At 67.3% G+C, this 22549-nt stretch carries 23 protein-coding genes and 1 riboswitch; of the genes, 18 read left to right on the top strand and 5 right to left on the bottom strand.

Translation table 11 applies throughout. The features are described 5' to 3' along the window. A partial coding sequence (locus A5784_RS32760) for a LysM peptidoglycan-binding domain-containing protein (protein ID WP_156750918.1) occupies nucleotides 1-260 on the top strand: 260 nt, incomplete at its 5' end. 147 nt (nucleotides 261-407) lie between these two features. Beyond that, nucleotides 408-1046: an Rv1815 family serine proteinase gene (locus A5784_RS32755; protein ID WP_502687559.1), complete on the top strand. Its 639-nt coding sequence runs from the start codon at nucleotides 408-410 to the stop codon at nucleotides 1044-1046. Between the two features lie 15 nt (nucleotides 1047-1061). Here A5784_RS32755 and A5784_RS32750 read toward each other — a convergent pair whose 3' ends face one another. After that, nucleotides 1062-1502, bottom strand: coding sequence for a nitroreductase/quinone reductase family protein (locus tag A5784_RS32750; RefSeq protein ID WP_064949035.1), 441 nt, complete (start codon nucleotides 1500-1502; stop codon nucleotides 1062-1064). Nucleotides 1503-1611: 109 nt separating this feature from the next. Between A5784_RS32750 and A5784_RS32745 the strand changes: the two genes are divergently transcribed. Genes A5784_RS32745 through A5784_RS32725 form a run of 5 tightly spaced genes read left to right on the top strand, consistent with a single transcriptional unit; the run spans nucleotide 1612 to nucleotide 5334 of the window. Beyond that, the gene (locus tag A5784_RS32745) at nucleotides 1612-2298 is read left to right on the top strand and encodes a TetR/AcrR family transcriptional regulator (protein ID WP_064949034.1); all 687 of its coding nucleotides are present in this window, start codon (nucleotides 1612-1614) and stop codon (nucleotides 2296-2298) included. Between the two features lie 46 nt (nucleotides 2299-2344). Continuing rightward, nucleotides 2345-2692, top strand: a complete 348-nt coding sequence (locus tag A5784_RS32740) for an ArsR/SmtB family transcription factor (RefSeq protein ID WP_064949033.1) — start codon at nucleotides 2345-2347, stop codon at nucleotides 2690-2692. Beyond that, nucleotides 2685-3323, top strand: a complete 639-nt coding sequence (locus tag A5784_RS32735; RefSeq protein ID WP_064949032.1) for an SRPBCC family protein — start codon at nucleotides 2685-2687, stop codon at nucleotides 3321-3323. The genes A5784_RS32740 and A5784_RS32735 overlap by 8 nt, the downstream gene beginning before the upstream one ends. Before the next feature lie 47 nt (nucleotides 3324-3370). Continuing rightward, nucleotides 3371-3859: a VOC family protein gene (locus A5784_RS32730; RefSeq protein ID WP_064949031.1), complete on the top strand. Its 489-nt coding sequence runs from the start codon at nucleotides 3371-3373 to the stop codon at nucleotides 3857-3859. Further along, complete coding sequence (locus A5784_RS32725; protein ID WP_064949030.1) at nucleotides 3856-5334, top strand: FAD-binding protein; 1479 nt, start codon at nucleotides 3856-3858, stop codon at nucleotides 5332-5334. The genes A5784_RS32730 and A5784_RS32725 overlap by 4 nt, the downstream gene beginning before the upstream one ends. On the opposite strand, the gene A5784_RS32720 is transcribed toward A5784_RS32725, so the two are convergent. After that, nucleotides 5335-7248 carry an ABC transporter ATP-binding protein/permease gene (locus A5784_RS32720; RefSeq protein WP_064949029.1) on the bottom strand — a complete coding sequence of 638 codons (1914 nt, stop codon included), beginning with the start codon at nucleotides 7246-7248 and terminating at the stop codon, nucleotides 5335-5337. A 24-nt stretch (nucleotides 7249-7272) separates the two neighbouring features. Further along, nucleotides 7273-9207: an ABC transporter ATP-binding protein/permease gene (locus A5784_RS32715; RefSeq protein ID WP_064949028.1), complete on the bottom strand. Its 1935-nt coding sequence runs from the start codon at nucleotides 9205-9207 to the stop codon at nucleotides 7273-7275. 71 nt (nucleotides 9208-9278) lie between these two features. Between A5784_RS32715 and secA2 the strand changes: the two genes are divergently transcribed. From secA2 to gcvP, 11 genes are all read left to right on the top strand, one after another. Next, entirely contained in the window at nucleotides 9279-11624 is a 2346-nt protein-coding gene (gene secA2, locus A5784_RS32710; protein WP_064949027.1) for an accessory Sec system translocase SecA2, read from the top strand. A gap of 9 nt (nucleotides 11625-11633) precedes the next feature. Beyond that, nucleotides 11634-12263 carry a CDP-alcohol phosphatidyltransferase family protein gene (locus A5784_RS32705; RefSeq protein ID WP_064949026.1) on the top strand — a complete coding sequence of 210 codons (630 nt, stop codon included), beginning with the start codon at nucleotides 11634-11636 and terminating at the stop codon, nucleotides 12261-12263. Next, a complete protein-coding gene (locus A5784_RS32700) occupies nucleotides 12260-13177 on the top strand; it encodes a DUF881 domain-containing protein (protein WP_064949025.1) in 918 nt (305 codons plus the stop codon). The genes A5784_RS32705 and A5784_RS32700 overlap by 4 nt, the downstream gene beginning before the upstream one ends. Nucleotides 13178-13200: 23 nt before the next feature. Beyond that, a complete protein-coding gene (locus tag A5784_RS32695) occupies nucleotides 13201-13533 on the top strand; it encodes a small basic family protein (RefSeq protein ID WP_029366167.1) in 333 nt (110 codons plus the stop codon). A 79-nt stretch (nucleotides 13534-13612) separates the two neighbouring features. Next, nucleotides 13613-14500: a DUF881 domain-containing protein gene (locus A5784_RS32690; RefSeq protein ID WP_502687558.1), complete on the top strand. Its 888-nt coding sequence runs from the start codon at nucleotides 13613-13615 to the stop codon at nucleotides 14498-14500. Nucleotides 14501-14535: 35 nt separating this feature from the next. After that, nucleotides 14536-14931, top strand: a complete 396-nt coding sequence (gene gcvH, locus A5784_RS32685) for a glycine cleavage system protein GcvH (RefSeq protein ID WP_064949024.1) — start codon at nucleotides 14536-14538, stop codon at nucleotides 14929-14931. A 177-nt stretch (nucleotides 14932-15108) separates the two neighbouring features. Continuing rightward, on the top strand, nucleotides 15109-15591 hold the full coding sequence (gene garA, locus A5784_RS32680; protein WP_064949023.1) for a glycogen accumulation regulator GarA: 483 nt from the start codon (nucleotides 15109-15111) through the stop codon (nucleotides 15589-15591). Nucleotides 15592-15617: 26 nt separating this feature from the next. After that, complete coding sequence (ftsR, locus tag A5784_RS32675; RefSeq protein WP_064949022.1) at nucleotides 15618-16361, top strand: transcriptional regulator FtsR; 744 nt, start codon at nucleotides 15618-15620, stop codon at nucleotides 16359-16361. A gap of 115 nt (nucleotides 16362-16476) precedes the next feature. Next, on the top strand, nucleotides 16477-16971 hold the full coding sequence (locus A5784_RS32670) for a bifunctional nuclease family protein (RefSeq protein WP_019972830.1): 495 nt from the start codon (nucleotides 16477-16479) through the stop codon (nucleotides 16969-16971). A gap of 227 nt (nucleotides 16972-17198) precedes the next feature. Next, entirely contained in the window at nucleotides 17199-17819 is a 621-nt protein-coding gene (locus tag A5784_RS32665) for a MerR family transcriptional regulator (RefSeq protein ID WP_029366161.1), read from the top strand. A gap of 86 nt (nucleotides 17820-17905) precedes the next feature. After that, nucleotides 17906-18004: riboswitch (glycine riboswitch) on the top strand. A 181-nt stretch (nucleotides 18005-18185) separates the two neighbouring features. Further along, on the top strand, nucleotides 18186-21044 hold the full coding sequence (gene gcvP / locus A5784_RS32660; protein ID WP_064949021.1) for an aminomethyl-transferring glycine dehydrogenase: 2859 nt from the start codon (nucleotides 18186-18188) through the stop codon (nucleotides 21042-21044). Between the two features lie 15 nt (nucleotides 21045-21059). Here gcvP and A5784_RS32655 read toward each other — a convergent pair whose 3' ends face one another. After that, nucleotides 21060-21623, bottom strand: coding sequence for a hypothetical protein (locus tag A5784_RS32655; RefSeq protein ID WP_064949020.1), 564 nt, complete (start codon nucleotides 21621-21623; stop codon nucleotides 21060-21062). Further along, the gene (locus A5784_RS32650) at nucleotides 21620-22501 is read right to left on the bottom strand and encodes a type VII secretion target (RefSeq protein ID WP_064949019.1); all 882 of its coding nucleotides are present in this window, start codon (nucleotides 22499-22501) and stop codon (nucleotides 21620-21622) included. Before A5784_RS32650 ends, A5784_RS32655 begins: the two co-directional genes overlap by 4 nt. Nucleotides 22502-22549 lie beyond the last annotated feature (48 nt).

Raw genomic sequence — 22549 nt, 5'->3', positions numbered from 1 at the left:
TATGCGATCGTCGGCAGCGTCAGATGTGTATAAGAGACAGGCCTGCACCCGCGCCCGAGCCTGAGCCCGAGCCCGCCGCGCCGCCGCCACCGCCGCCGGCCCCCGAGCCGCGCACCTACACCGTGGAACCGGGCGACACGCTGTGGGCGATCGCCGAGCGCTTCTACGGCGACGGCAACCGTTACCAGGAGATCGCGAACGCCAGCGGTATCCCGAACCCGGACCTGATCAATCCCGGCCAGGTTCTGACGATTCCCTGACCTGCGCGTAGGGACGGCCCGGGCCATTTGGTCCGGGCCGTCTTCGTTCGCAGCTAAACTCGGCGGATACCAGACCAGATCGGAGGCGCTGCCGTGCTCCAGCCGTGGTTGCTCATGTCGCGGGTCCTGCTCGCGGCGGCGACGCCGATGGCGGCCCTGGCCGTGACATCGGCCCCTGCCTCCGCCACCCCGGGAGTGCTCGTCTACCCCGGCATGGAGATCCGCCAGGACACCAACGTGTGCACGTTGGGGTTCGTCGACCCGGTGGCCCGCGTGGCCTACACCGCCGGGCATTGCCGGGGCAGCGGTGCCGTCGGCGACCGCGAGGGCAACTTCATCGGCCAGCAGATGTCGTTCCAGGACAACACGCCCGACGGCGCCACCATCGACACCGATCACGTGATCGCGGACTGGGAGACGATCCAGCTCGCCGGCGATGTCGCCGTCAACAACATCCTGCCGGGCGGCCGGATGCTCGTCGACGACCCTGGCGCGGTGGCCACCCCGGGCCTGCCGGTGTGCCATTTCGGCGTCATCACCGGTGAGACGTGCGGAACCGTCGAGTCGGTCAACAACGGGTGGTTCACCATGGCCCACGGCGTGGTCAGCCAGAAGGGTGACTCGGGCGGCCCGGTCTACGTGGTCACTCCCGATGGGCGAGCTGCCATCGTCGGCGTGTTCAACAGCACGTGGGGGCAGTTCCCCGCCGCGGTGTCGTGGCAGAACGCCAGCGGCCAGGCCCGCGGTATGGTGCAGGCCTCCAACCAGATCGACGGCCACCAATAGGCCTGCGGCACAGCCTCAGTCGAGCAGTTCGAAAACGGGGATGGATGGGGCTGCGGCCCTGAGCTCGACGTCCGATGAGCGTGGCGTCAAACCGGCCATGTGCCCCTTGACCTCCCAGTACCAGCGCGCGAGATAGTGCTGCAGCAGTGCGGGTTTGGCCTCGTCGGGCACCTCGGCCAGCCGGCGCGTCGAACGCCGCCAGCGCGGCCCGGTCTCGACCACTGCGGCGGCTCGAGCGTTGCGGACCCACTGCGTCTCGCCGCGGGGTGACACCAGATAGCTCTTGCCGTCCAACGTCATCAGGTTCACCACCACCGATCGGATCTGCCCGGTGCGCCGTCCCCGGATGCGCAGTGCGGTGGTGCCTGCGATGCTGACGCCCCCTTCGGCGAGCCGGCGGATCAGATCGTTGCCTGCGCGGGCCAGCGGGCCTGGAGCGTCGTATCGCGTGGTCATCGTGAGCCTCCTGTGGAATCGAAACGAGAGCGGCGCTCTCGATTAATAGCGTGACACGGTCGCGACGAAAATTCAAGAGCACTGATCTCGGTTGTGTCAGACTGCTCTCGTGGGTAAGCGTCAAGAAGGCCGCGAGCGCATCGAGGCCGCGATCATCGAAATCGGCCGCAGGCATCTGCTCACCGAGGGTGCCGCCGGGCTGTCGCTGCGAGCGATCGCCCGCGAACTCGGCATGGTGTCCTCGGCGGTCTACCGGTACGTCGCCAACCGCGATGACCTGCTCACGTTGCTGGTAGTCGATGCGTACAGCGAACTGGCCGACGCCGTGGACCTGGCGGCCGCCGATGTGCCCGCCGAATCAGATTGGCGGGCAAGGATTGTCGCGATGGCTCGGGCCGTGCGCCGGTGGGCGGTCGAACAGCCTGCGCGCTGGGCGCTGCTGTACGGCAGCCCGGTGCCCGGCTATCACGCGCCCGCCGAACGTACCGTCGGGCCGGGGACTCGCGTCGTCGGCGCGCTCTTCTCGGTGGTGGCCGCCGCGACGGTCGCGGGGGAGTTGAGGGACTCGGGTATGGCTGTGGGGCAGCCGCTCTCGGCCGATTTCGACCGCCTGCGCGCCGAATTCGACTTTCCCGGCAGCGACGGCATTCTGGCGAAGTGCTTCCTGCTGTGGGCAGCGCTGGTCGGTGCGGTGAGCCTGGAGGTGTTCGGCCAATACGGCGCCGACACGCTGACAGACCCGGGCCTGGCGTTCGAGGTCCAGATCGGATTGCTGGTCGAGATGTTGGCGGCCTGATATAGCAGTATTGACTTATATAAGTAGCACCTTTTATATTGGGGGTGTGCACGCCTTTGACGTCCTGGGAGACCCGGTGCGGCGGCGGATACTCGAACTGCTCGCCGACGGCGAACTGACGGCCGGTGCGATCGGCGCCACCATCCAGGCGGAGTTCGCGATCACCCAGCCCGCCGTGTCCCAACACCTGAAAGTGCTACGCGACAACGGTTTTGCACTGGTTCGCCCCGATGGACAACGTCGGCTGTACTCGGTCGACAGCGCCCCGCTGCGTGACATCGACCAGTGGCTCGAATCCTTCCGCAGGTTCTGGACCCCGCACCTGGACGCCCTGGCCACTGAGATCGCGCGCGGCAAACGTCAGCGCAGAAACGAAGGGATGCAACATGATTGACGTCACCCATCAGGTCAACCGGACGTGTCGTCGAGTCGGCGACCGGGTACTTGAGGCCGGCGAGGCGCACGTCGTCACGATCGGTCAGGCCTATCCGACCGATGTCGCCGACCTCTGGGATGCGCTGACCAATGCCGAGCGCATCCCGCGCTGGTTGGTGCCTGTCACCGGGGAGCTTGAGGTGGGTGGCCGATACCAGTTGGAGGGCAACGCAGGTGGCACGGTGCTGAGCTGCGATCCGCCGCGGGAGTTCACCGCGACCTGGGAGTTCGACGGTGCCGTCAGTTGGATCGAGGTCCGGGTGTTCGACGACGGCGAAGACGGGTCGCGCTTCGAGCTCGCGCACATCGCCCGCGCTGAGGATCCGATCTGGCAGCAGCACGGTCCGGGCGCGGTCGGCATCGGCTGGGAGCTCGGCTTGTGTGGCCTGGCGATCCATCTGGGCACCGGTGCTGCGGTGAACCCCGCCGACTTCGAAGTTTGGTCCAGGGGTGCCGATGGCAGGACGTTCGTCGCCGAGGCCGCCGAAGGTTGGCATCAGGCCGCGGTCGACGGCGGGCTTGATCCGCAGTGGGCGCGCGCGGCGGCCGACCGTTGCCGCGGTTTCTTCCTCGGCGAATCCACAAACTAGAACACGTTCTAGCCCTGCCGTCCGCGCGGCGCTATCCTCTGAGCAGCATGCTCAATCAGACACCTGTCCAGATCGCATGGGTCGCCACCGACCTGGACGCCACCGAGGCGGCACTGACCACGATGCTCGGCGCGCGCCGGTGGATTCGCATGCCCGCCGTGCACTTCGCGCCCGACACCTGCACCTACCGGGGACGGCCTGCCGATTTCGTCGCGGACATCTCCCTCAGCTACGCCGGCGACACACAACTGGAGCTCATCGCGCCCGTCCGCGGCGACAGCATCTATACCGAGTTCCTCGACGCCCACGGGCCGGGCCTGCATCACGTGTGCGTCGAGGAACCCGACACCGAATCGTTCGACGCCCGGCTGCGTGCCGCCGAGCGCGACGGCACCCCCGCCGTGTGCGCCGGCATCATGCCCGGCGGCATGCGCTTCGCCTACCTCACCGCCCCCGGCGTGCCCTACCTGGAAATCGCCTACATCCCGCCCGAGATCCGGGCGTTCTTCGATAATGTGAAGAAGGAGCAGCAATGACCCAGATTCCCGACGTCCTCGACGCCGCGGAGGTCACGTCAGCCGCCGACGACGTCGACGTCGTGGTGATCGGATTCGGCATCGCGGGCGGCTGCGCCGCGGTCAGCGCCGCCGCCGCGGGAGCCCGGGTGTTGGTGCTGGAGAAGGCCGGCGGCGCCGGTGGCACCACCTCGATGGCCGGTGGGCACTTCTACCTCGGCGGTGGCACGGCCGTGCAGGAGGCCACCGGGCATTCCGACAGCGCCGAGGAAATGTACAAGTATCTCGTCGCGGTGTCCGAACAGCCGGATCTGGAGAAGATTCGGGCGTACTGCGACGGCAGCGTCGAGCACTTCAATTGGCTTGAGGGGCTGGGTTTTCAGTTCGAACGCAGCTTCTATCCCGGCAAGATCGTGGTGCCACCCGGCACCGAGGGCCTTTCCTACACCGGCAACGAGAAGGTATGGCCGTTCATCGAGCAGGCCAAGCCCGCCCCGCGCGGTCACTCGGTGCCCGTTCCCGGCGAGGTCGGTGGCGCCGCCATGGTCATCGAGCTGCTGCTCAAGCGCGCCGAGCAACTCGGGGTCGAGATCCGCTACGAGACCGGCGCCACCAACCTCGTCGTCGCCGACGACGGCACCGTCGTCGGCGTCAAGTGGAAGCACTTCGCCGAAACCGGTGTGGTCAAGGCGAAGTCGGTGATCATCGCCGCCGGTGGATTCGCGATGAACCCCGAGATGGTCGCCGAGCACACGCCCGCCCTTGGCCAGCCGCGCCGTACCAAGCATCACGGGCTGGTGGCGCCCTACATTCTCGGCAACCCCAACGACGACGGGCTGGGTATCCGGATGGGCGTGTCCGCGGGCGGTGTGGCGCTCAACATGGACCAGCTGTTCATCACCGCCGCGGCGTATCCGCCCGAGATTCTGCTCACCGGCATCATCGTCAACAACCAGGGCGAGCGGTTCGTGGCCGAAGACTCCTACCACTCCAGGACCTCGGCGTTCGTGCTCGAACAACCCGATCAGGTGGCGTATCTCATCGTCGACGAGGCGCACATGGAGATGCCCGGGCTGCCGCTGATCAAGTTCATCGACGGCTACGAGACCATCGGAGAGATGGCCGCCGCCCTCGGCCTGCCCGAGGACAAGCTCACCGCCACGCTGCAGCGCTACAACGCCAACGCCGCCAACGGTGAGGACCCCGACTTCCACAAGCAGCCGGAATATGTTGCGGTGCAGGACAAAGCGCCCTGGGCGGTATTCGATCTGTCGTTGGGCCGCGCGATGTACTCGGGCTTCACGATGGGTGGACTCTCGGTCTCCATCGACGGCGAGGTGTTGCGTGAGGACGGCAGCCCCGTCGCCGGGCTGTACGCCGCGGGCGCCTGCGCGTGCAACATCGCCCACGACGGCAAGGGCTACGCCAGCGGCACCCAGTTGGGGGAGGGTTCGTTCTTCGGCCGCCGGGCCGGTGCGCACGCGGCGGCCCGCTGATCAAGCGGGGGTGCGCAGCTCGGTGAGCTGCCAACGGCCGGCGCCCAGCAGTTCCAGGCGCCGGTCGTGATGCTGTTCGACCGTGTCGCGGTGGCTCACACTGACCACGATCGTGTCGGGTAGCCGGGTGCGCAGCGCGGTGTACATCGCGAACTCCTGACCGGCATCGAGCGCCGAGGTCGATTCGTCGAGGAACACCGCGTCCGGCTCGGCCAGCAAGACCCGGGCGAACGCGATGCGCTGCTGTTCGCCGGGGGAGAGCACCTTCGCCCAGTCGGACTCCTCGTCCAGTCGGGATGTCAAGTGCCCCAACGAGACCGTGGTCAGCGCAGCCGCGATGGCGTCGTCGCCGAAGGTGCCCGACGCCGACGGGTAGCTGACCACCGAACGCAGGTCCCCGAGCGGGGCGTACGGCAACTGGGAGACGAACATCACGTCGCCGTCGTCGGGAAACCGGACCGTGCCTGAGCCGAACGGCCACAGCTGTGCGAGGCTGCGCAACAGCGTGGTCTTACCGGTCCCCGACGGGCCGGTGATCAGCAACGCCTCACCGCTGCTCAGCCGCAGATCGAGGCGCTCTAGCAGCAGCTGGCCCGTCGGCGAGCGCACCTCGACGGCGTCGACGGCAAGGTCGTCGTCCACGGCCGGTCCACCCGCCAATCTCGGTAGCGCCCTTGCCTGTTCGTTCGCCGTGACCAGCCCGTCGAGCCGGATGATCGCGGCGCGGTAGGCGGCGAACGCGTCGTACACCGCGCGGAAGAAACTCAGCGAGCTCTGCACCGACCCGAACGCGCCCGCCGACTGCATGACATCGCCCAGTTTCAGCTCACCGGCGAACAATCGCGGCGCCTGCACCATCAACGGCAGCGGGGAGATGATCTGGCTGATCGACCGGTTCCAGCCGAGGAAAGCCACCCCGCGGCGCACCAACCTGCGGTAGTTGGCGATGATCCGGGCGAAACGCAGTGCCAGCGTGCCGCGTTCGGTGCTTTCGCCGCGGTAGAAGCTCACCGATTCGGCGGCGTCGCGGATGCGCACCAGCGCGTAGCGGAACGCGGCGTTGGTGAGTTCGTTGCGGAAGGTGAGCTTGATGATGGGACGGCCGATCCAGAACGCCACCACGGTCGTCACCGCCACCCACAACAGCGCGATCCAGAACAGCGCTTTGGGAACCGTGACACCGAAAATCGTCAGCGGGCCGGCGAGATTCCACAGGATCGGAGTGAACGCGACGACCGAGACGATCGAGTTCACGGAACCGAACACCAGGGTCTGCGCGGTGCCCACGGTCGGCGTGTTGGTCTCGGGGCCGGTTCCCGTGGTGACCACGTCGATGTCCTGCTGGATGCGCTGATCCGGATTGTCGACGGGCTCGCCGCCGAACGCAGGCAGGAACCGGGCGCGGTAGTAGGCGCGGTCGCCGAACCAGTCGCCGGTGAGGTGGTCGGTGAGCCACACCCGCCACCGAATGATGAAGTGCTGCATGAGATACAGGTCGAGCAACGTGCGGGTGATGTCGGCGGCCACCAACAGCGCGAAGATGACGATCGAGCGCCAGAACCCGGCGATCCCGGAATTGCGGACCGCCTCGTCACCGGCCCCCGCACCTTCGAATGCGACCTGCAGAGCCGAGGACTGGTCGTTGGCGTAATAGCTGAACAACACGTCCATCCGCACCGAGACCAGCACCGACAGCAGCAGCACCGCCAGCAGGGCCCAGACCGCGATGCTCTGGCGCCCTGTGAAATACCCGCCGGTGATTCGCCAGAACTGGCGGCCCCACGTGGTGATGCGCGCCAACGCGGCCAGCACCGCCAGCATCACCACCGCGCTGATCGCCCACGCCTTGGCCACCCACAGCAACGACGCGAGGATCTCGTTGCCCCAGTTCAGCGTCGGGGTGAACATCTCCATGCCGGGAACCTACCGGCGACAGGGCTACTGCTGATCGACCAACGCGGGTTTGCGGTTGCAGTCCTCATCGACTTCGCTGAGCCGCCAACGACCTTCGCCGAGCAGCTCGAGGTGCTGCTCGTGATGCTGGCCGACTGTTCTGCGGTGCGTGACGCTGACCAGGATGGTGTCCGGGAGATGTTTGCGCACCAGGGCGTACAGCATGTATTCGAGGCCCTCGTCGAGCGCCGAGGTGGACTCGTCCATGAAGACCGCCTTGGGGTTGGTCAGCAGCACGCGGGCGAACGCGATGCGCTGCTGCTCGCCCGGGGACAGGACTTTGGCCCAGTCGGCCACCTCGGACAGGCGCTGGCTGCACTGCGGCAGAGCGACCTGCTCGAAGGCCCAGAACAGGGTTTCGTCGGGAATTTCGCCCGGCTTCTTCGGGTAGGACACGACAGCGCGCAGATCGCCGAGCGGGACGTAGGGCATCTGGGAGAGGAACATCGTCTCCTCGACGCCCTGCGGGCAGCGGAACGTGCCGGTGGCGTATGGCCACAGCTGGGCCAGGGAACGCAGCAGGGTGGTCTTGCCCGCGCCGGAGCGGCCCGTGACGATCAGGGTGTCGCCGGTGTTCAGCTGCAGGTCGAGGTCCTCGATCAGCTTCTCGCCGCTGGGCGTGTTGATGCAGACGTCCTCGAGTTCGACCAGGCAGTCGTCGCCCACCTCGACGGTCAGCTCCGGAAGGGCGCGGCTTTCCTCGTTGGCGACCACCAGGCCGTGCAGACGCATGATGGATGCGCGCCAGCCCGCGAAGCCGTCGTAGTTGTTGCGGAAGAACGACAGACCGTCCTGGATGCTGCCGAAGGCGGACGACGTCTGCGAGATGTCGCCGAACTTGATCTCACCGGCGAACATGCGCGGTCCCTGGATGATCCACGGCAGTGGGTTGATGATCTGGCTGACCGTGAGATTCCAGCCGTAGAACTTCACCGAACGGTTGATGAATCGCTTGTAGTTGCTGACGACCGGTTCGAACCGCTGCCGCAGCTGAAGCCGTTCGGCCAGCTCGCCGCGGTAGAAGGCGACAGCCTCCGAGGCGTCGCGCAAGCGCACCAACGCATACCGGAATGCGGCGTTGTACCGCTCGTTGTTGAAGGTCAGGCGGGTCAGCGGATGGCCGACCCAGAACGCCACGATGCTGGCCACCAGCACGTAGGCGAACGCGATCCAGAACATCGCCCTGGGCAGCGTGACCCCGAGCAGGGTGAGGTTGCCCGAGAGGTTCCACAGGATCACCGCGAAGGAACCGACGCTCACGATGGCGTCGATGGCGCCGAACAGCAGCGTGCTCTTGGTGAATGTGTTGGGATTGCTGGGCAGCGGGCCGGTGCCGTTGGTGAAGATGTCGATGTCGGACTGGATGCGCTGGTCGGGGTTGTCGATGCCGTCGTCGATGAACCGCCCGCGGTAGTACGCCCTGCCCTTGAGCCAATCGCCCGTGAGCCGATCGGTCAGCCAGGCACGCCACCTCAGGGTGAAGCGCTGCATCAGGAACAGGTCCAGCATGATGCGCACCACGTGGATGGTGGCCAGGATGGCGAAGTGGATCAGTGCCCACCAGAAGCCGTGGATGCCGGATTCCTTGACTGCCTGATTGCCCGCGCCGATCCCCTCGAACGCGGTCTGTGCCGACGACATCAGATCGTTGCCGTAATAGCTCATCAGCACGTCGATCCGGACCCCACCGATCACCGACAGCAACAGCACCGACAACCAGATCCACACCTTGACGCTGTCGGCGCCCCTGAAGTAATCGCCGGTGATCCGCCACCACTGCCGGCCCCAGGTCGTGAACCGCCCGACCAGCGTCAGCACGATCAGAGTGGGGACCGCCGTGTATAGCCACACCGTCGCGACCCACTTCAGCGACGTGCCCAACTCGGTGCCCCAGTCGAGTGACGGGGTGAACATCTCCATGCGGGCAAGGTACTCCGCGATGCTGCCACGGGCGTGGTGGACGCAGATCAGACGCCGCGTAACGTGAACATGTGCCGAAGACGTCCAGCGCCAAACCGGGGCGCTTGAGCAGCAAGTTCTGGAAGCTACTGGGTGCCACCACCGAGCGCAACGAGGCTCGTTCTCTCTCTGAGGTAAAAGGTGCTGCCAAGTTCGAGGAGAAGGCCGCCGACCTCGACGACGAACAGCTGACCAAGGCCGCCAAGCTCCTGCAGCTCGAGGACCTGGCCGACGCCGCCGACATCCCGCAGTTCCTGGCCATCGCCCGCGAGGCCGCGGAGCGGACCACCTCGCTGCGGCCGTTCGACGTACAGCTGCTCGGAGCGCTGCGCATGCTGGCCGGTGACGTCGTCGAGATGGCCACCGGCGAGGGCAAGACGCTGTCCGGCGCGATCGCCGCCGCGGGTTACGCGATCGGCGGACGCAACGTGCACGTCATCACCATCAACGACTACCTCGCCAAACGCGACGCCGAATGGATGGGCCCGCTGCTCGAGGCGCTCGGCTTGACCGTCGGCTGGATCACCGAGGATTCGACGGCCGAGGAGCGGCGCGCGGCCTACGAATGCGACGTCACGTATGCGTCGGTCAACGAGATCGGCTTCGACGTGCTGCGCGATCAGCTGGTCACCGATGTCGCGGATCTGGTGTCGCCCAACCCCGACGTCGCGCTCATCGACGAGGCCGATTCGGTGCTGGTCGACGAGGCGCTGGTGCCGCTCGTGCTGGCCGGCACCAGCCACCGCGAACAGCCGCGCGTCGAGATCATCCGACTCGTCGGCGAACTCACCCCGGGCACCGACTACGACACAGACGACGACAACCGCAACGTGCACCTCACCGACGCGGGCGCGCGCAAGCTCGAGGCCCGACTCGGCAACATCGACCTCTACTCCGAAGAGCACGTCGGCACCACGCTCACCGAGGTCAACGTCGCACTGCACGCGCACGTGCTGCTGCAGCGCGACGTGCACTACATCGTGCGGGACGACGCCGTGCACCTGATCAACTCCTCGCGCGGCCGCATCGCGTCGCTGCAGCGCTGGCCCGACGGCCTGCAGGCCGCCGTGGAAGCCAAGGAGGGCATCGAGACCACCGAGACCGGCGAGGTCCTCGACACCATCACCGTCCAGGCGCTGATCAACCGGTATCCGACCGTGTGCGGCATGACCGGCACCGCGCTGGCCGCCGGTGAACAGCTGCGCCAGTTCTACAAGCTCGGCGTGTCGCCGATCCCGCCGAACACACCCAACATCCGCGAGGACGAAACCGACCGGGTGTATATCACCGCCGCGGCCAAGTCCGACGCCATCGTCGAGCACATCGCCGAGGTGCACGAGACGGGGCAACCGGTCCTGGTCGGCACCCACGACGTCGCCGAATCCGAAGAGCTGCACGAGAAGCTGGTCAAGGCCGGGGTGCCTGCCGTGGTCCTCAACGCCAAGAACGACGCCGAAGAGGCCGCGGTGATCGCCGAGGCAGGCAAGCTCGGCTCGGTCACGGTGTCCACCCAGATGGCCGGGCGCGGCACCGATATCCGCCTGGGCGGCTCGGACGTGGGCGACGACGCCGCGGAGAAGGACAAAGTGGCGGAGCTCGGGGGCTTGCATGTCGTCGGCACCGGCAGGCACCACACCGAGCGGCTCGACAATCAGCTGCGCGGCCGGGCAGGCCGGCAGGGCGACCCCGGCTCGTCGGTGTTCTTCTCCAGCTGGGAGGACGAGGTGGTGGCCGCCCACCTGGACAGCGGCAAGCTGCCCATGGAAACCGACGACGACGGCCGGATCATCAGCCCCAAGGCCGCCGGGCTGCTCGACCACGCGCAGCGGGTCGCCGAGGGCAGGCTGCTCGACGTGCACGCCAACACCTGGCGCTACAACCAGCTGATCGCCCAGCAGCGCGCCATCATCGTGGACCGCCGCGACACGCTGCTGCGCACCGAGACCGCACGCGACGAACTCAAGGAACGCTCGCCGGAGCGCTACGAGAGCCTGGTCGAAGAACTGGGGGAGGACGGCGAAGAGAAGCTGGTCAAGATCTGCCGGCTGATCATGCTGTACCACCTGGATCGCGGCTGGTGCGAGCACCTCGCGTACCTGGCCGACATCCGCGAGAGCATCCACCTGCGGGCTCTGGGCCGGCAGAACCCGCTCGACGAGTTCCACCGGATGGCGGTCGACGCGTTCGCCTCGCTGGCCGCCGACGCCATCGAGGCGGCCCAGCAGACCTTCGACACCGCCGACTCGATCGAGGACGAACCGGGCATCGACCTGTCCAAGCTGGCCCGCCCCACCTCGACGTGGACGTACATGGTCCACGACAACCCGCTCAACGACGACACCATGTCTGCACTTAGCCTGCCCGGGGTGTTCCGCTAAGTTTTAGCCATGGACAACGCGCCTGCTCCCCAGGGCAGGCACGCACCCCCGGACGTGACCGCGGCGCCGGACCGGATATTCACCGTGCCCAACGTGCTGAGCGCGCTGCGTCTGGTGCTGGTGCCGGTCTTCCTGTGGTTGCTGTTCGGCGTGCACGCCAACGGCTGGGCGGTGGCCGTGCTGATGTTCAGCGGGTTCTCCGACTGGGCCGACGGCAAGATCGCCCGCCTGATGGCCAACCAGTCCTCCCGGCTGGGAGAGCTGCTCGATCCCCTGGTGGACCGGATCTACATGGTGACCACGCCGGTCGCGCTGGCGTTCTACGGCGTGGTGCCGTGGTGGTTCGTGGCCACGCTGATCGGACGCGATGTGGTGCTGGCGGCCACCCTCCCGGTGGTGCGCAGCCGCGGGCTGACCGCACTACCGGTGACCTACATCGGCAAGGCGGCCACGTTCGCGCTGATGTCCGGGTTTCCCCTGGTGCTGCTCGGGCAATGGGATGCGTTGTGGAGCAGGGTGATTCTGTACTGCGGCTGGGCCTTCCTGATCTGGGGCATGGCGCTGTACCTGTGGTCGGCGGTGCTCTACCTGATTCAGGTGGTTTTGGTGGTGCGCCGCCTTCCGAGAGCGGCCCGATGAGCGCAGAGGGCAGCTCGCTCGGGGGGTACGCCTCGGGCGCAGGACTCAACAGCCACGACGCCGGCGCGCCGACCCGCATACCGCTGCCGTCGCTGCTGCGGTCCCTGCTCTCCGAGCACCTCGATCCCGGCTATGCGGCCGCAGCCGCCGCCCGCGAGGCAGGCGCCAAGCCGCGGCCCCGGCTCGGAGAATGGGCCTGGCAGGTGCTGGCCGCCCTGGCGATCGCGACCGTGTTCGCGGTGGCGGCCGCGCAGGCCGACATCGCCGCGCCCGCCGCCCGCCAGGCCCAGCACACGCTGGCCGGCCGCGTGCGGGCGGCCGAGGCCAGCACCCGACAGGCCGGGGCAACACGCAACCAGCTCGCTGATCAGGTGGACGCCGAACGACGCGCCAAGCTGGGTATGGACGAGAACGGTCAAAAGTTGCTGGGGAGCCTCGACACGGCCAACATCGCCGCTGCCGCCACTCCGATGATCGGTCCGGGACTGACTGTCACAGTGACTGATCCCGGCATGTCGAAGGATCTCAGTGACGTGTCCAAGCAGCGGGTGGCGGGCAGCCAGCAGGTGATCCTCGACCGGGACCTGCAACTCGTGGTGAATTCGCTGTGGGTCAGTGGCGCCGAAGCGATCTCGGTCGGCGGAGTCCGCGTCGGGCCGGGCGTCACCATCCGGCAGGCCGGCGGCGGCATTCTGGTCGACAATCAGCCGATCACCAGTCCGTATGCCATCGTGGCCATCGGACCGCCGCACGGCATGGCCGACGTCTTCAACCACAGCCCCGGTCTGCAACGGCTACGGCTGCTGGAGACCTCATACGGTGTCGGGGTCAGCGTGAGTGCCGGTGACGGCCTGAGCGTACCGGCGGTCTCGGTACGAGATGTGAACTTCGCCAAGCAGATTGGACCACCTTGAGAGACACAGGATTGACCGGGTAGATGATCGGAATCGCCGCACTTGTCGTCGGGATCGTGCTGGGATTGGTGTTTCACCCCAGCGTGCCTGAATTCGTCGAGCCCTACCTGCCGATCGCCGTCGTCGCGGCGCTCGACGCCGTGTTCGGCGGTCTGCGGGCCTACCTGGAACGCATCTTCGACTCCAAGGTGTTCGTCATCTCGTTCGTCTTCAACGTTCTGGTCGCCGCGTTGATCGTGTACGTCGGCGATCAGCTGGGTGTGGGCACCCAGCTGTCGACGGCCATCATCGTGGTGCTCGGTATCCGGATCTTCGGCAACGCTGCCGCGTTGCGACGCAGGCTGTTCGGCGCCTGACATGAGCGACGCCGAGCGCCCACAGGACGCCGAATTGCCCGACCCGCAACCCGGGCCCGCCGGGGAGCCGGAGGCCGAGGTGAACGAAACGCCGCCCGAGAAGGTCTCCGAGGCCGACAGCGGCACCGACGCCACGGACGAGAAGGCCACCGACGCGGCGGAGGTGCCCGCGCACGAGCAACCCGCCGACCATCACGGTCGGCACGAAATGCCCGACGGCACACCGCGGACCCGCTGGAAGAGCCTGGCTGTCGCGCAGCAAGGCCGTTCCCAGCTGATCTTCGGCGCGCTGGGGCTGCTGCTGTGCGTACTGCTCGGGGCGGCGATCGTCACGCAGGTCCGCCAGAACGATTCCGGCGATTCGCTGGAAACCGCTCGGCCTGCCGACCTGCTCATCCTGCTGGACTCCCTGCAGCAGCGCGAGGCGTCGCTGAGCACCGAAGTGGCCGACCTGCAGCGCACCCTGCAGCAGCTGCAGGCCTCGGGCAGCAGCGACCAGACCGCGATCGAGAACGCGCAGGCCCGGCTGGCTGCGCTGTCCATCCAGATCGGTACGGTCGCAGCCACCGGTCCCGGTGTCACGCTGACCATCGAGGACAAGGCACCCGGGGTGGCTGCCGAGACCATGCTCGACGTGATCAACGAACTGCGCGCGGCGGGGGCAGAGGCCATCGAGATCCGCGGTGGCGGAGCCGATCAGCAAACCGCTGTCCGCGTCGGCGTGGACACCTGGGTGGTCGGCACGCCCGGTCAGCTCATCATCGACAACGTCGCCTTGCAGCCGCCGTATTCGGTTCTGGCCATTGGCGATCCACCTACTCTCGCAGCCGCGATGAACATTCCCGGCGGCGCGATGGACAGTATCAAGCGGGTCGGCGGGACGATGGTGGTACAACAAGCCCAGCGGGTCGACGTAACCGCCTTGCGGCAACCGAAACCACGCCAATACGCTCAGCCCGTCAAGTGAGACCGACCGATCCGACCTGACAACCAAGGAGCGCCGTGAGCGATATCCCAGCCGACCTGTACTACACCTCCGAGCACGAGTGGGTGCAGCGCACCGGTGATGACACGGTACGCGTGGGTATCACCGACTACGCCCAGTCGGCGCTGGGCGACGTGGTGTTCGTACAGCTGCCGGACGTCGGCGCCGACCTGAGCGCGGGCGACTCGTTCGGGGAAGTGGAATCGACCAAGTCGGTCTCTGACCTGTATGCGCCGGTCACGGCGAAAGTTGTTGCTGTCAACGGTGATCTGGAGGGCAACCCGCAGCTGGTCAACTCCGACCCGTACGGCGAGGGATGGCTGGTGGACCTGCAGCTGGAGTCGGGCGTGCTCGCGGACGTGCTGACCGGCCTGCTCGATGCGGACGGCTACCGCGCCGTCGCGTCGGAGTGACGAGTTGTTAGGGTTTGCAGCGACCTGTTCGACCGTACGCAGCGCACAGATTTCCACCACATCAGATCCGGCAGTGGTGGACACAACAAGGCCCGTTGCGCGGTACGGTCAACGTGAGACCGACGACGGCTGGGGGCCCCGCCGGGCAACGCCACAGCAGCCAGTGAGGAGCAGCGGGTGACGGACAAAAACAGCAATGTGGGGGCCGACCAGACGTCTGACGAAGTCACGGTGGAGACGACATCCGTCTTCCGTGCGGACTTCCTCAACGAGCTGGACGCGCCCGCGACGACGAGTGCCGAGGGCACCGTCTCGGGGGTTGAGGGTCTTCCCTCGGGTTCGGCGTTGCTTGTCGTCAAGCGCGGGCCGAATGCGGGTTCGCGTTTTCTTCTGGACCAGCCGACCACGTCGGCCGGGCGGCACCCGGACAGCGACATCTTCCTCGATGACGTGACCGTGAGCCGTCGCCATGCCGAGTTCCGCTTGGAGGGCGCCGAGTTCCAGGTTGTCGACGTCGGCAGCCTCAACGGCACCTACGTCAACCGCGAGCCGGTTGACTCCGCGGTCCTGTCCAACGGCGACGAGGTCCAGATCGGCAAGTTCCGCCTGGTGTTCCTGACCGGCCCCAGGTCCGACGACGACAGCGGCTCGTCCAGCTAGCTGATGAGCGCACGCGCACTCAGCCGATGAGCCAGCCTGACCGACCTGCACTGGCCGGGATGTCGATCGGTGCTGTCCTGGATCTGCTCCGCGGTGACTTTCCGGATGTGACCATCTCGAAAATCCGGTTCCTGGAAGCCGAGGGGCTGGTCACACCGGAACGCACCGCGTCGGGTTATCGGCGTTTCACCGCGTACGACTGTGCGCGGCTGCGGTTCATCCTCACCGCCCAGCGGGATCAGTATCTGCCGCTGAAGGTGATCAAGGCGCAGTTGGACGCGCAGCCCGACGGGGAGCTGCCGCAGAGCGGATCCGCCTACGGCGTACCGCGTTTGGTGGCCGTGGAGCAGGCTGACGGAGCTGCCGCGGCGTCAGCAGCGTCCGGGGTGGCACCGACTCAGGTGCGCTTGTCCCGGGAGGACGTGCTGGCCCGGTCAGGCGTCGAGGACGAGATGCTGAGCGCGTTGGTCAAGTACGGCGTCATCACCACCGGGCCGGGCGGATTCTTCGACGAACATTCGGTTGTCATCGCGCAGTGTGCCGGGGCGCTCGCCGATTACGGCGTCGAGCCCCGGCATCTGCGTGCATTCCGATCAGCCGCCGACCGGCAGTCGGATCTGATCGCCCAGATCGCCGGACCGGTGGTCAAGGCCGACAAAGCCGGCGCCAGGGACCGGGCCGACGACCTCGCGCGGGAGGTGGCCGCGCTCGCGATCACCCTGCACACATCGCTGATCAAGTCGGCGGTGCGGGACGTTCTCGACCGCTGAGGATTAGACTTGGCGTTGAGGCCATTTCGCTTCCAGGTCGACGTGCCTGGAGACGAATCGGCGACAGACGGTTATGAACGACGTGGCAGCACAGCGGTGCGGAGGGTAGGCACAGATGGCTGAGGTTCGGGTAGTCGGCATACGCGTGGAACAGCCGCAGAACCAGCCGGTGTTGCTGCTCCGCGAGTCCAACGGCGACCGCTACCTGCCGATCTGGATCGGGCAGTCGGAAGCCGCGGCCATCGTGCTGGAGCAGCAGGGGGTCGAACCTGCCCGCCCGCTGACCCATGATCTGATCCGAGATCTCATTGCCGCGCTTGGGCATTCACTCAAAGAGGTGCGGATCGTCGACCTGCAGGAAGGCACGTTCTACGCCGACCTGATCTTCGACCGTGACATCACGGTGTCGGCCCGGCCGTCTGATTCGGTAGCCATCGCCCTGCGGGTCGGCGTCCCGATCTACGTGGAGGAAGCGGTGCTGGCCGAGGCCGGGCTGTTGATCCCCGATGAGAACGACGAGGAAGCCGCAGGCACCGTCCGCGAGGACGAGGTGGAAAAATTCAAAGAGTTCCTCGACAGCGTGTCGCCCGACGATTTCAAGGCCACGTGACCGGCTGCCGCAGGTCACGGATGTGTCTCAACTGACGCACCAGGCGTCGACACGCGGTGTGGGTGTCATCCAAGTCCGTTTTGGGCAGCCATACTTTGAGGGCGACGAGCAGTCAGGGCTCGGCGGGAAGCGTATGCTCGACACATTCGGGCTCGCAGCAAACCCGCTGCGGTGCAGGTCACGGCAGCGGATGAGGTAGGCGGGTTCGATCGGCGAGAGGATTCACAGTGGGTGACACGCCACGACAGGGAGAGTTGGATCTGACCACCGGAAGCGGGGTTGAACCGCCCGTTCGGCCGGCCAGCGAGCCCGTCCAGGGTGGGTTGTTCCCCGACGATTCTGTACCGGACGAACTGGTCGGTTACCGCGGTCCGAGCGCCTGCCAGATCGCTGGCATCACCTATCGGCAGCTGGACTACTGGGCCCGCACCTCACTGGTGGTGCCCTCGATCCGCGGCGCGGCCGGTTCCGGCAGCCAGCGGCTGTATTCGTTCAAGGACATCCTGGTCCTCAAGATCGTCAAGCGACTGCTCGACACCGGCATCTCGCTGCACAACATCCGGGTGGCGGTGGACCACCTGCGCCAGCGCGGCGTCCAGGACCTGGCCAACATCACGCTGTTCTCCGACGGAACCACCGTCTACGAATGCACCTCGGCCGAAGAGGTGGTCGATCTGCTGCAGGGCGGTCAGGGCGTGTTCGGTATCGCGGTGTCGGGCGCCATGCGCGAACTGACCGGCGCGATCGCCGACTTCCCGGGTGAGCGTGCCGACGGCGGTGAGTCCATCGCCGCACCTGAGGACGAACTGGCTTCGCGGCGCAAGAGCCGCGACCGCAAGATCGGCTGACGCGCCTCATCGCGTTCGCCCCGTAGAGCGCCTGCGCGCGGCGTGTTCGCCGGTGCCGATAGCGGCCGGTAGAATCGGCTGAGCATCGCCCTTGTGCGGGAGAGTTTCGTGGCCGCCAGCTACGGACGCCGAAGGAGCAACACCTCTCCGTCAACCTCTCAGGCACCCAGGACCGCACGGGCCCCGATGCCTCTGGAAAGCGGCGCTCCGCGAGCGCCCGCCCATGGGGAAAGACGCCAGTCGGCGTCGAATCTCTCAGGCGCCCGGGACCGGGTTGACGACAGAGGGAGAGGGGAGCGCAGCACGTCCTCAGACGGGGCTGCCACCTCGACCCACCGTGGCGGGGCCGCAATGAGGGAGCCTTGGGTGTCCGATCAGCAGCAAGCACGTTTCGTCGACCGGCACATCGGGCCGGACGCCACCGCCGTCAGCACGATGCTCGACGTGATCGGTGTGGCATCGCTTGACGATCTCGCTGCCAAGGCACTGCCGGCAGGCATTCTGGACGGACTCGCCGCCGACGGCCGTGCACCGGGTCTGGACCGCCTGCCGCCCGCCGCCACCGAGGAGGAAGCGCTGGCGGAGCTGCGGGCGCTTGCGGACACCAACACGGTCGCGACGTCGATGATCGGGCAGGGCTACTTCGACACGCTGACCCCACCGGTCTTGCGGCGCAACATTCTTGAGAATCCGGCGTGGTACACGGCCTACACGCCGTACCAGCCCGAGATCAGCCAGGGCCGGCTGGAGGCGCTGCTGAACTTCCAGACCATGATCTGCGACCTCACCGGCCTCGAAGTGGCCAACGCCTCCATGCTCGACGAGGCCACCGCGGCCGCCGAGGCGATGACGCTGATGCACCGCGCCGTCAAAGGGCCGGCCAACCGACTTGCCGTCGACATCGACATCTACGCGCAGACGGCGGCGGTGCTGGCGACCCGTGCCGAACCACTCGGCATCGAGATCGTCCGCGCCGACCTGACCCAGGGCCTGCCCGACGGCGACTTCTTCGGCGCGATCGTGCAGCTGCCCGGTGCCAGTGGCCGGATCGTGGATTGGACCAGCCTGGTCACTCAGTGCCATGAGCGTGGGGCGCTGGTCGCAGTCGGAGCCGACCTGCTGGCGCTGACCCTCATCACCTCGCCCGGCGAGGTCGGCGCCGACGTGGCCTTCGGGACCAGCCAACGGTTCGGTGTGCCAATGGGATTCGGCGGCCCGCACGCCGGCTATCTGGCGGTGCACGCCAAGCACGCCCGCCAGCTGCCGGGCCGGTTGGTCGGGGTCTCCGTCGACGCGGACGGGGCAGCGGCGTACCGGCTGGCACTGCAGACCCGCGAACAGCACATCCGCCGCGACAAGGCCACCAGCAACATCTGCACCGCTCAGGTGCTGCTGGCCGTGATGGCGGCCATGTACGCGAGCTACCACGGTGCCGACGGGCTGACCGCCATCGCACGCCGCGTGCACGGCCACGCCGATGCGATCGCCGCGGCGCTCGGCGATGCGCTGGTGCACGACACGTACTTCGACACCGTGCTGGCCCGGGTGCCGGGCCACGCCGACGAGGTCGTCGCCGCAGCCAAGGCCAAGGGCATCAACCTGTGGCGGGTCGACGCCGACCACGTTTCGGTGTCCTGCGACGAGGCCACCACCGCCGCCCATGTGGCTGCCGTGCTCGAGGCGTTCGGCGTTGCTGAACCCGACGTGCTCCTCGCGTCCGCATCGACCGAGCCACGCCCGACGGACATCGCCACGCGTACCTCCGGATTCCTCACGCACCCCGCGTTCACCCGGTACCGCACCGAGACCGAGATGATGCGCTACCTGCGGTCGTTGGCAGACAAGGACCTGGCGCTGGACCGCACGATGATCCCGCTGGGTTCGTGCACCATGAAGCTCAACGCCGCGGCGGAGATGGAGCCGATCACCTGGCCGGAGTTCGCCCGTCAGCACCCGTTCGCGCCCGCGTCGGACAGTCCGGGGCTGCGCAGGCTCATCGCCGATCTGCAGGACTGGCTGACCGCGATCACGGGCTACGACGAGGTGTCGCTGCAACCCAACGCGGGTTCGCAGGGGGAGTACGCCGGCCTGTTGGCGATCAAGGCCTACCACGTGGCCCGCGGCCAGGCCGCCCGGGACATCTGCCTGATCCCGTCGAGCGCGCATGGCACCAATGCCGCGTCGGCCGCACTGGCCGGCATGCGGGTGGTCGTGGTGGCGTGCCGGCCCAACGGTGACGTCGATCTGGACGATCTGCGCGCCAAGGTCGCCGAGCACGCCGATCGCATTGCCGCACTGATGATCACCTACCCCTCCACCCACGGGGTGTACGAGCACGACATCGCCGAGATCTGCGCTGCCGTCCACGACAACGGTGGTCAGGTCTACGTCGACGGGGCCAACCTCAACGCGCTGGTCGGACTGGCGCGCCCCGGCCGTTTCGGCGGCGACGTCAGTCACCTGAACCTGCACAAGACGTTCTGCATCCCCCACGGCGGCGGCGGACCGGGCGTCGGGCCGGTCGCGGTGCGTTCACACCTCGCGCCGTACCTGCCGGGGCACCCCCTCGCCGACGAATTGGCCGACGACCACACCGTTTCGGCGGCACCCTACGGTTCGGCATCGATCCTGCCGATCACCTGGGCCTACATCCGGATGATGGGCGCCGACGGGCTCCGGGCGGCATCGCTCACGGCGATCGCATCGGCCAACTACATCGCGCGCCGGCTCGACGAGTACTACCCGGTGCTCTACACCGGCGAGAACGGCATGGTCGCCCACGAGTGCATCCTGGATCTGCGCGGGATCACCAAGGACACCGGTGTCACGGTCGACGATGTGGCAAAACGCTTGGCCGACTACGGTTTCCACGCACCGACCATGAGCTTCCCGGTCGCGGGCACGCTGATGGTGGAGCCCACCGAAAGCGAGAGCCTGGCCGAGGTCGATGCGTTCTGTGACGCGATGATCGCCATCCGCGCCGAGATCGACCGGGTCGGTTCGGGCGAGTGGTCGGTGGACGACAATCCGTTGCGGGGTGCCCCTCACACGGCCGAATGCCTGCTGGTGGCCGACTGGGATCACCCGTACACGCGCGAACAGGCCGCCTACCCGCTCGGCAAGGGTTTCCGGCCGAAGGTCTGGCCGCCGGTGCGCCGCATCGATGGCGCGTACGGCGACCGCAACCTCGTGTGCTCGTGCCCGCCGATCGAGGCGTTCGCGTAGGGGACCGCTGCGCAGTTACTGCGCAGCGGTGCGCTGCCAGTCGATGGTGTTGCCGCGGCCGACGTAGCTCAGCTGGATGCTGGTGTCGGTGACCTTCAGCGGTACGTAAACCAGGTCCTGGTTGCCCGAGTCGGCAATCCAATGCAGCCACAGCACACAGGAATTCGGCGCCGAGGACGGCCTGCTGGTCTTCGCGGGCGTGGCGTCCCACGGCGTGTACTGCCAGGTGCCGAATTCCTTCTTACCGTCGGCGTTCGATTCCAGCGATCCGTGCGGGGACAGCGTCGTGACGGTGGGGTCGCCCGACTCCTGCCATGAGCCGATGAACTGCTCGACCTTGAACTCCGCGCCCGGGCATTCCTCGTCGGGTGACACGTCGGGACGCACCGTGGTGGTCGCGACGGCCGTCGCCTCCGGGGTGGACTGCACCACCACTGTGCGCGGGGCCGTCGACACCGCCTCGGTGGTGGCCGAGGCCGCCGGTTGCGACTGCTGCGACGTCGAGGAGCCGCACGCGGCCACCCCGACCGCCAGGGCCGGAACAGCGCACAGCACAGCAAGTTTCGAAGAGATCGTCATCCGCCAAGCACCTGCAATCCTCGGTTGTAGTAGTCGGTCCGTTCGGCCAGGTTGTGCGTGCCGCCGTTGACCATTCGGGTGATGGCGGTGATGTCTCCGCCGTCGGCGACAGCGTTGCCGTCGCGCGAATTCCAGTACCAGACAGCACTTTTGAAGGCATACTCCGGCGTGGCCGCGAGCTCGGGGTGGTTGACGAAGTCGACGCCGAGGTCCTTGCTCATCTGCGTGTAGTTGGACCGCCCGGTGATCTGGATGACGCCGCGGCCTTTGTATCTCTTGCCGTCACCGGGCTGCGTGTTACCGAGATCCGTGCGGCCCTCGTACTGGCTGCCGTCGGCGTATTCCTCGTAGGTGCGGAACCGGTCAGATTCCACCGCGATCTGCGAGATGAACGCCGCTTGGCGCTGCGGCGTGTTCATACCGCCCTGCTTCATGGCGTCGTTCAACGGGCCGATCATCTCCTCGGCCTTCGCCTGGCTGAGTTCGGGGACGATCTTGCGCAGCTGCTCGACGGTGATCGGGCGGTAGTTGCCGTTGTCGGTGGGTGGTGGAGCCGGGGTGTCGCCCGGCTTGTCCTCGGGTTTGTCGCCGGGTTCGAACTTGACGCGCTCGGCGGCCTCGCGGTCACCTTTCTCATAGGCGCCGGCGGCGGTCGTGAGGTTGTCGGCGAACTTGGTCACCTTCGTTCCCAGTGACTGGGCTTGGCGGTCGATGGCATCGGCGACCTGGCTGCACGCGGACGCGACGTCAAGGCCCGACAGTGGGCCCGCCGCGGCGGACAACGCGTTGCCCGGTCCACGGAAACTGGTGACCACCTCGCTCAGACCGCCGGCGGCCTCGCGCAGTGCCGCAGGGTTGACGTTGAGTGTTTCGGTCACGGCACGGCATCCCCCGCCTGTCAATCGTCCCCACCGGCGACGGCTGCC

Source organism: Mycobacterium sp. 852013-50091_SCH5140682 (assembly GCF_001665685.1).
In the GTDB taxonomy this organism is placed as follows: domain Bacteria; phylum Actinomycetota; class Actinomycetes; order Mycobacteriales; family Mycobacteriaceae; genus Mycobacterium.
This window is presented reverse-complemented; position numbering and strand designations above follow the sequence as displayed.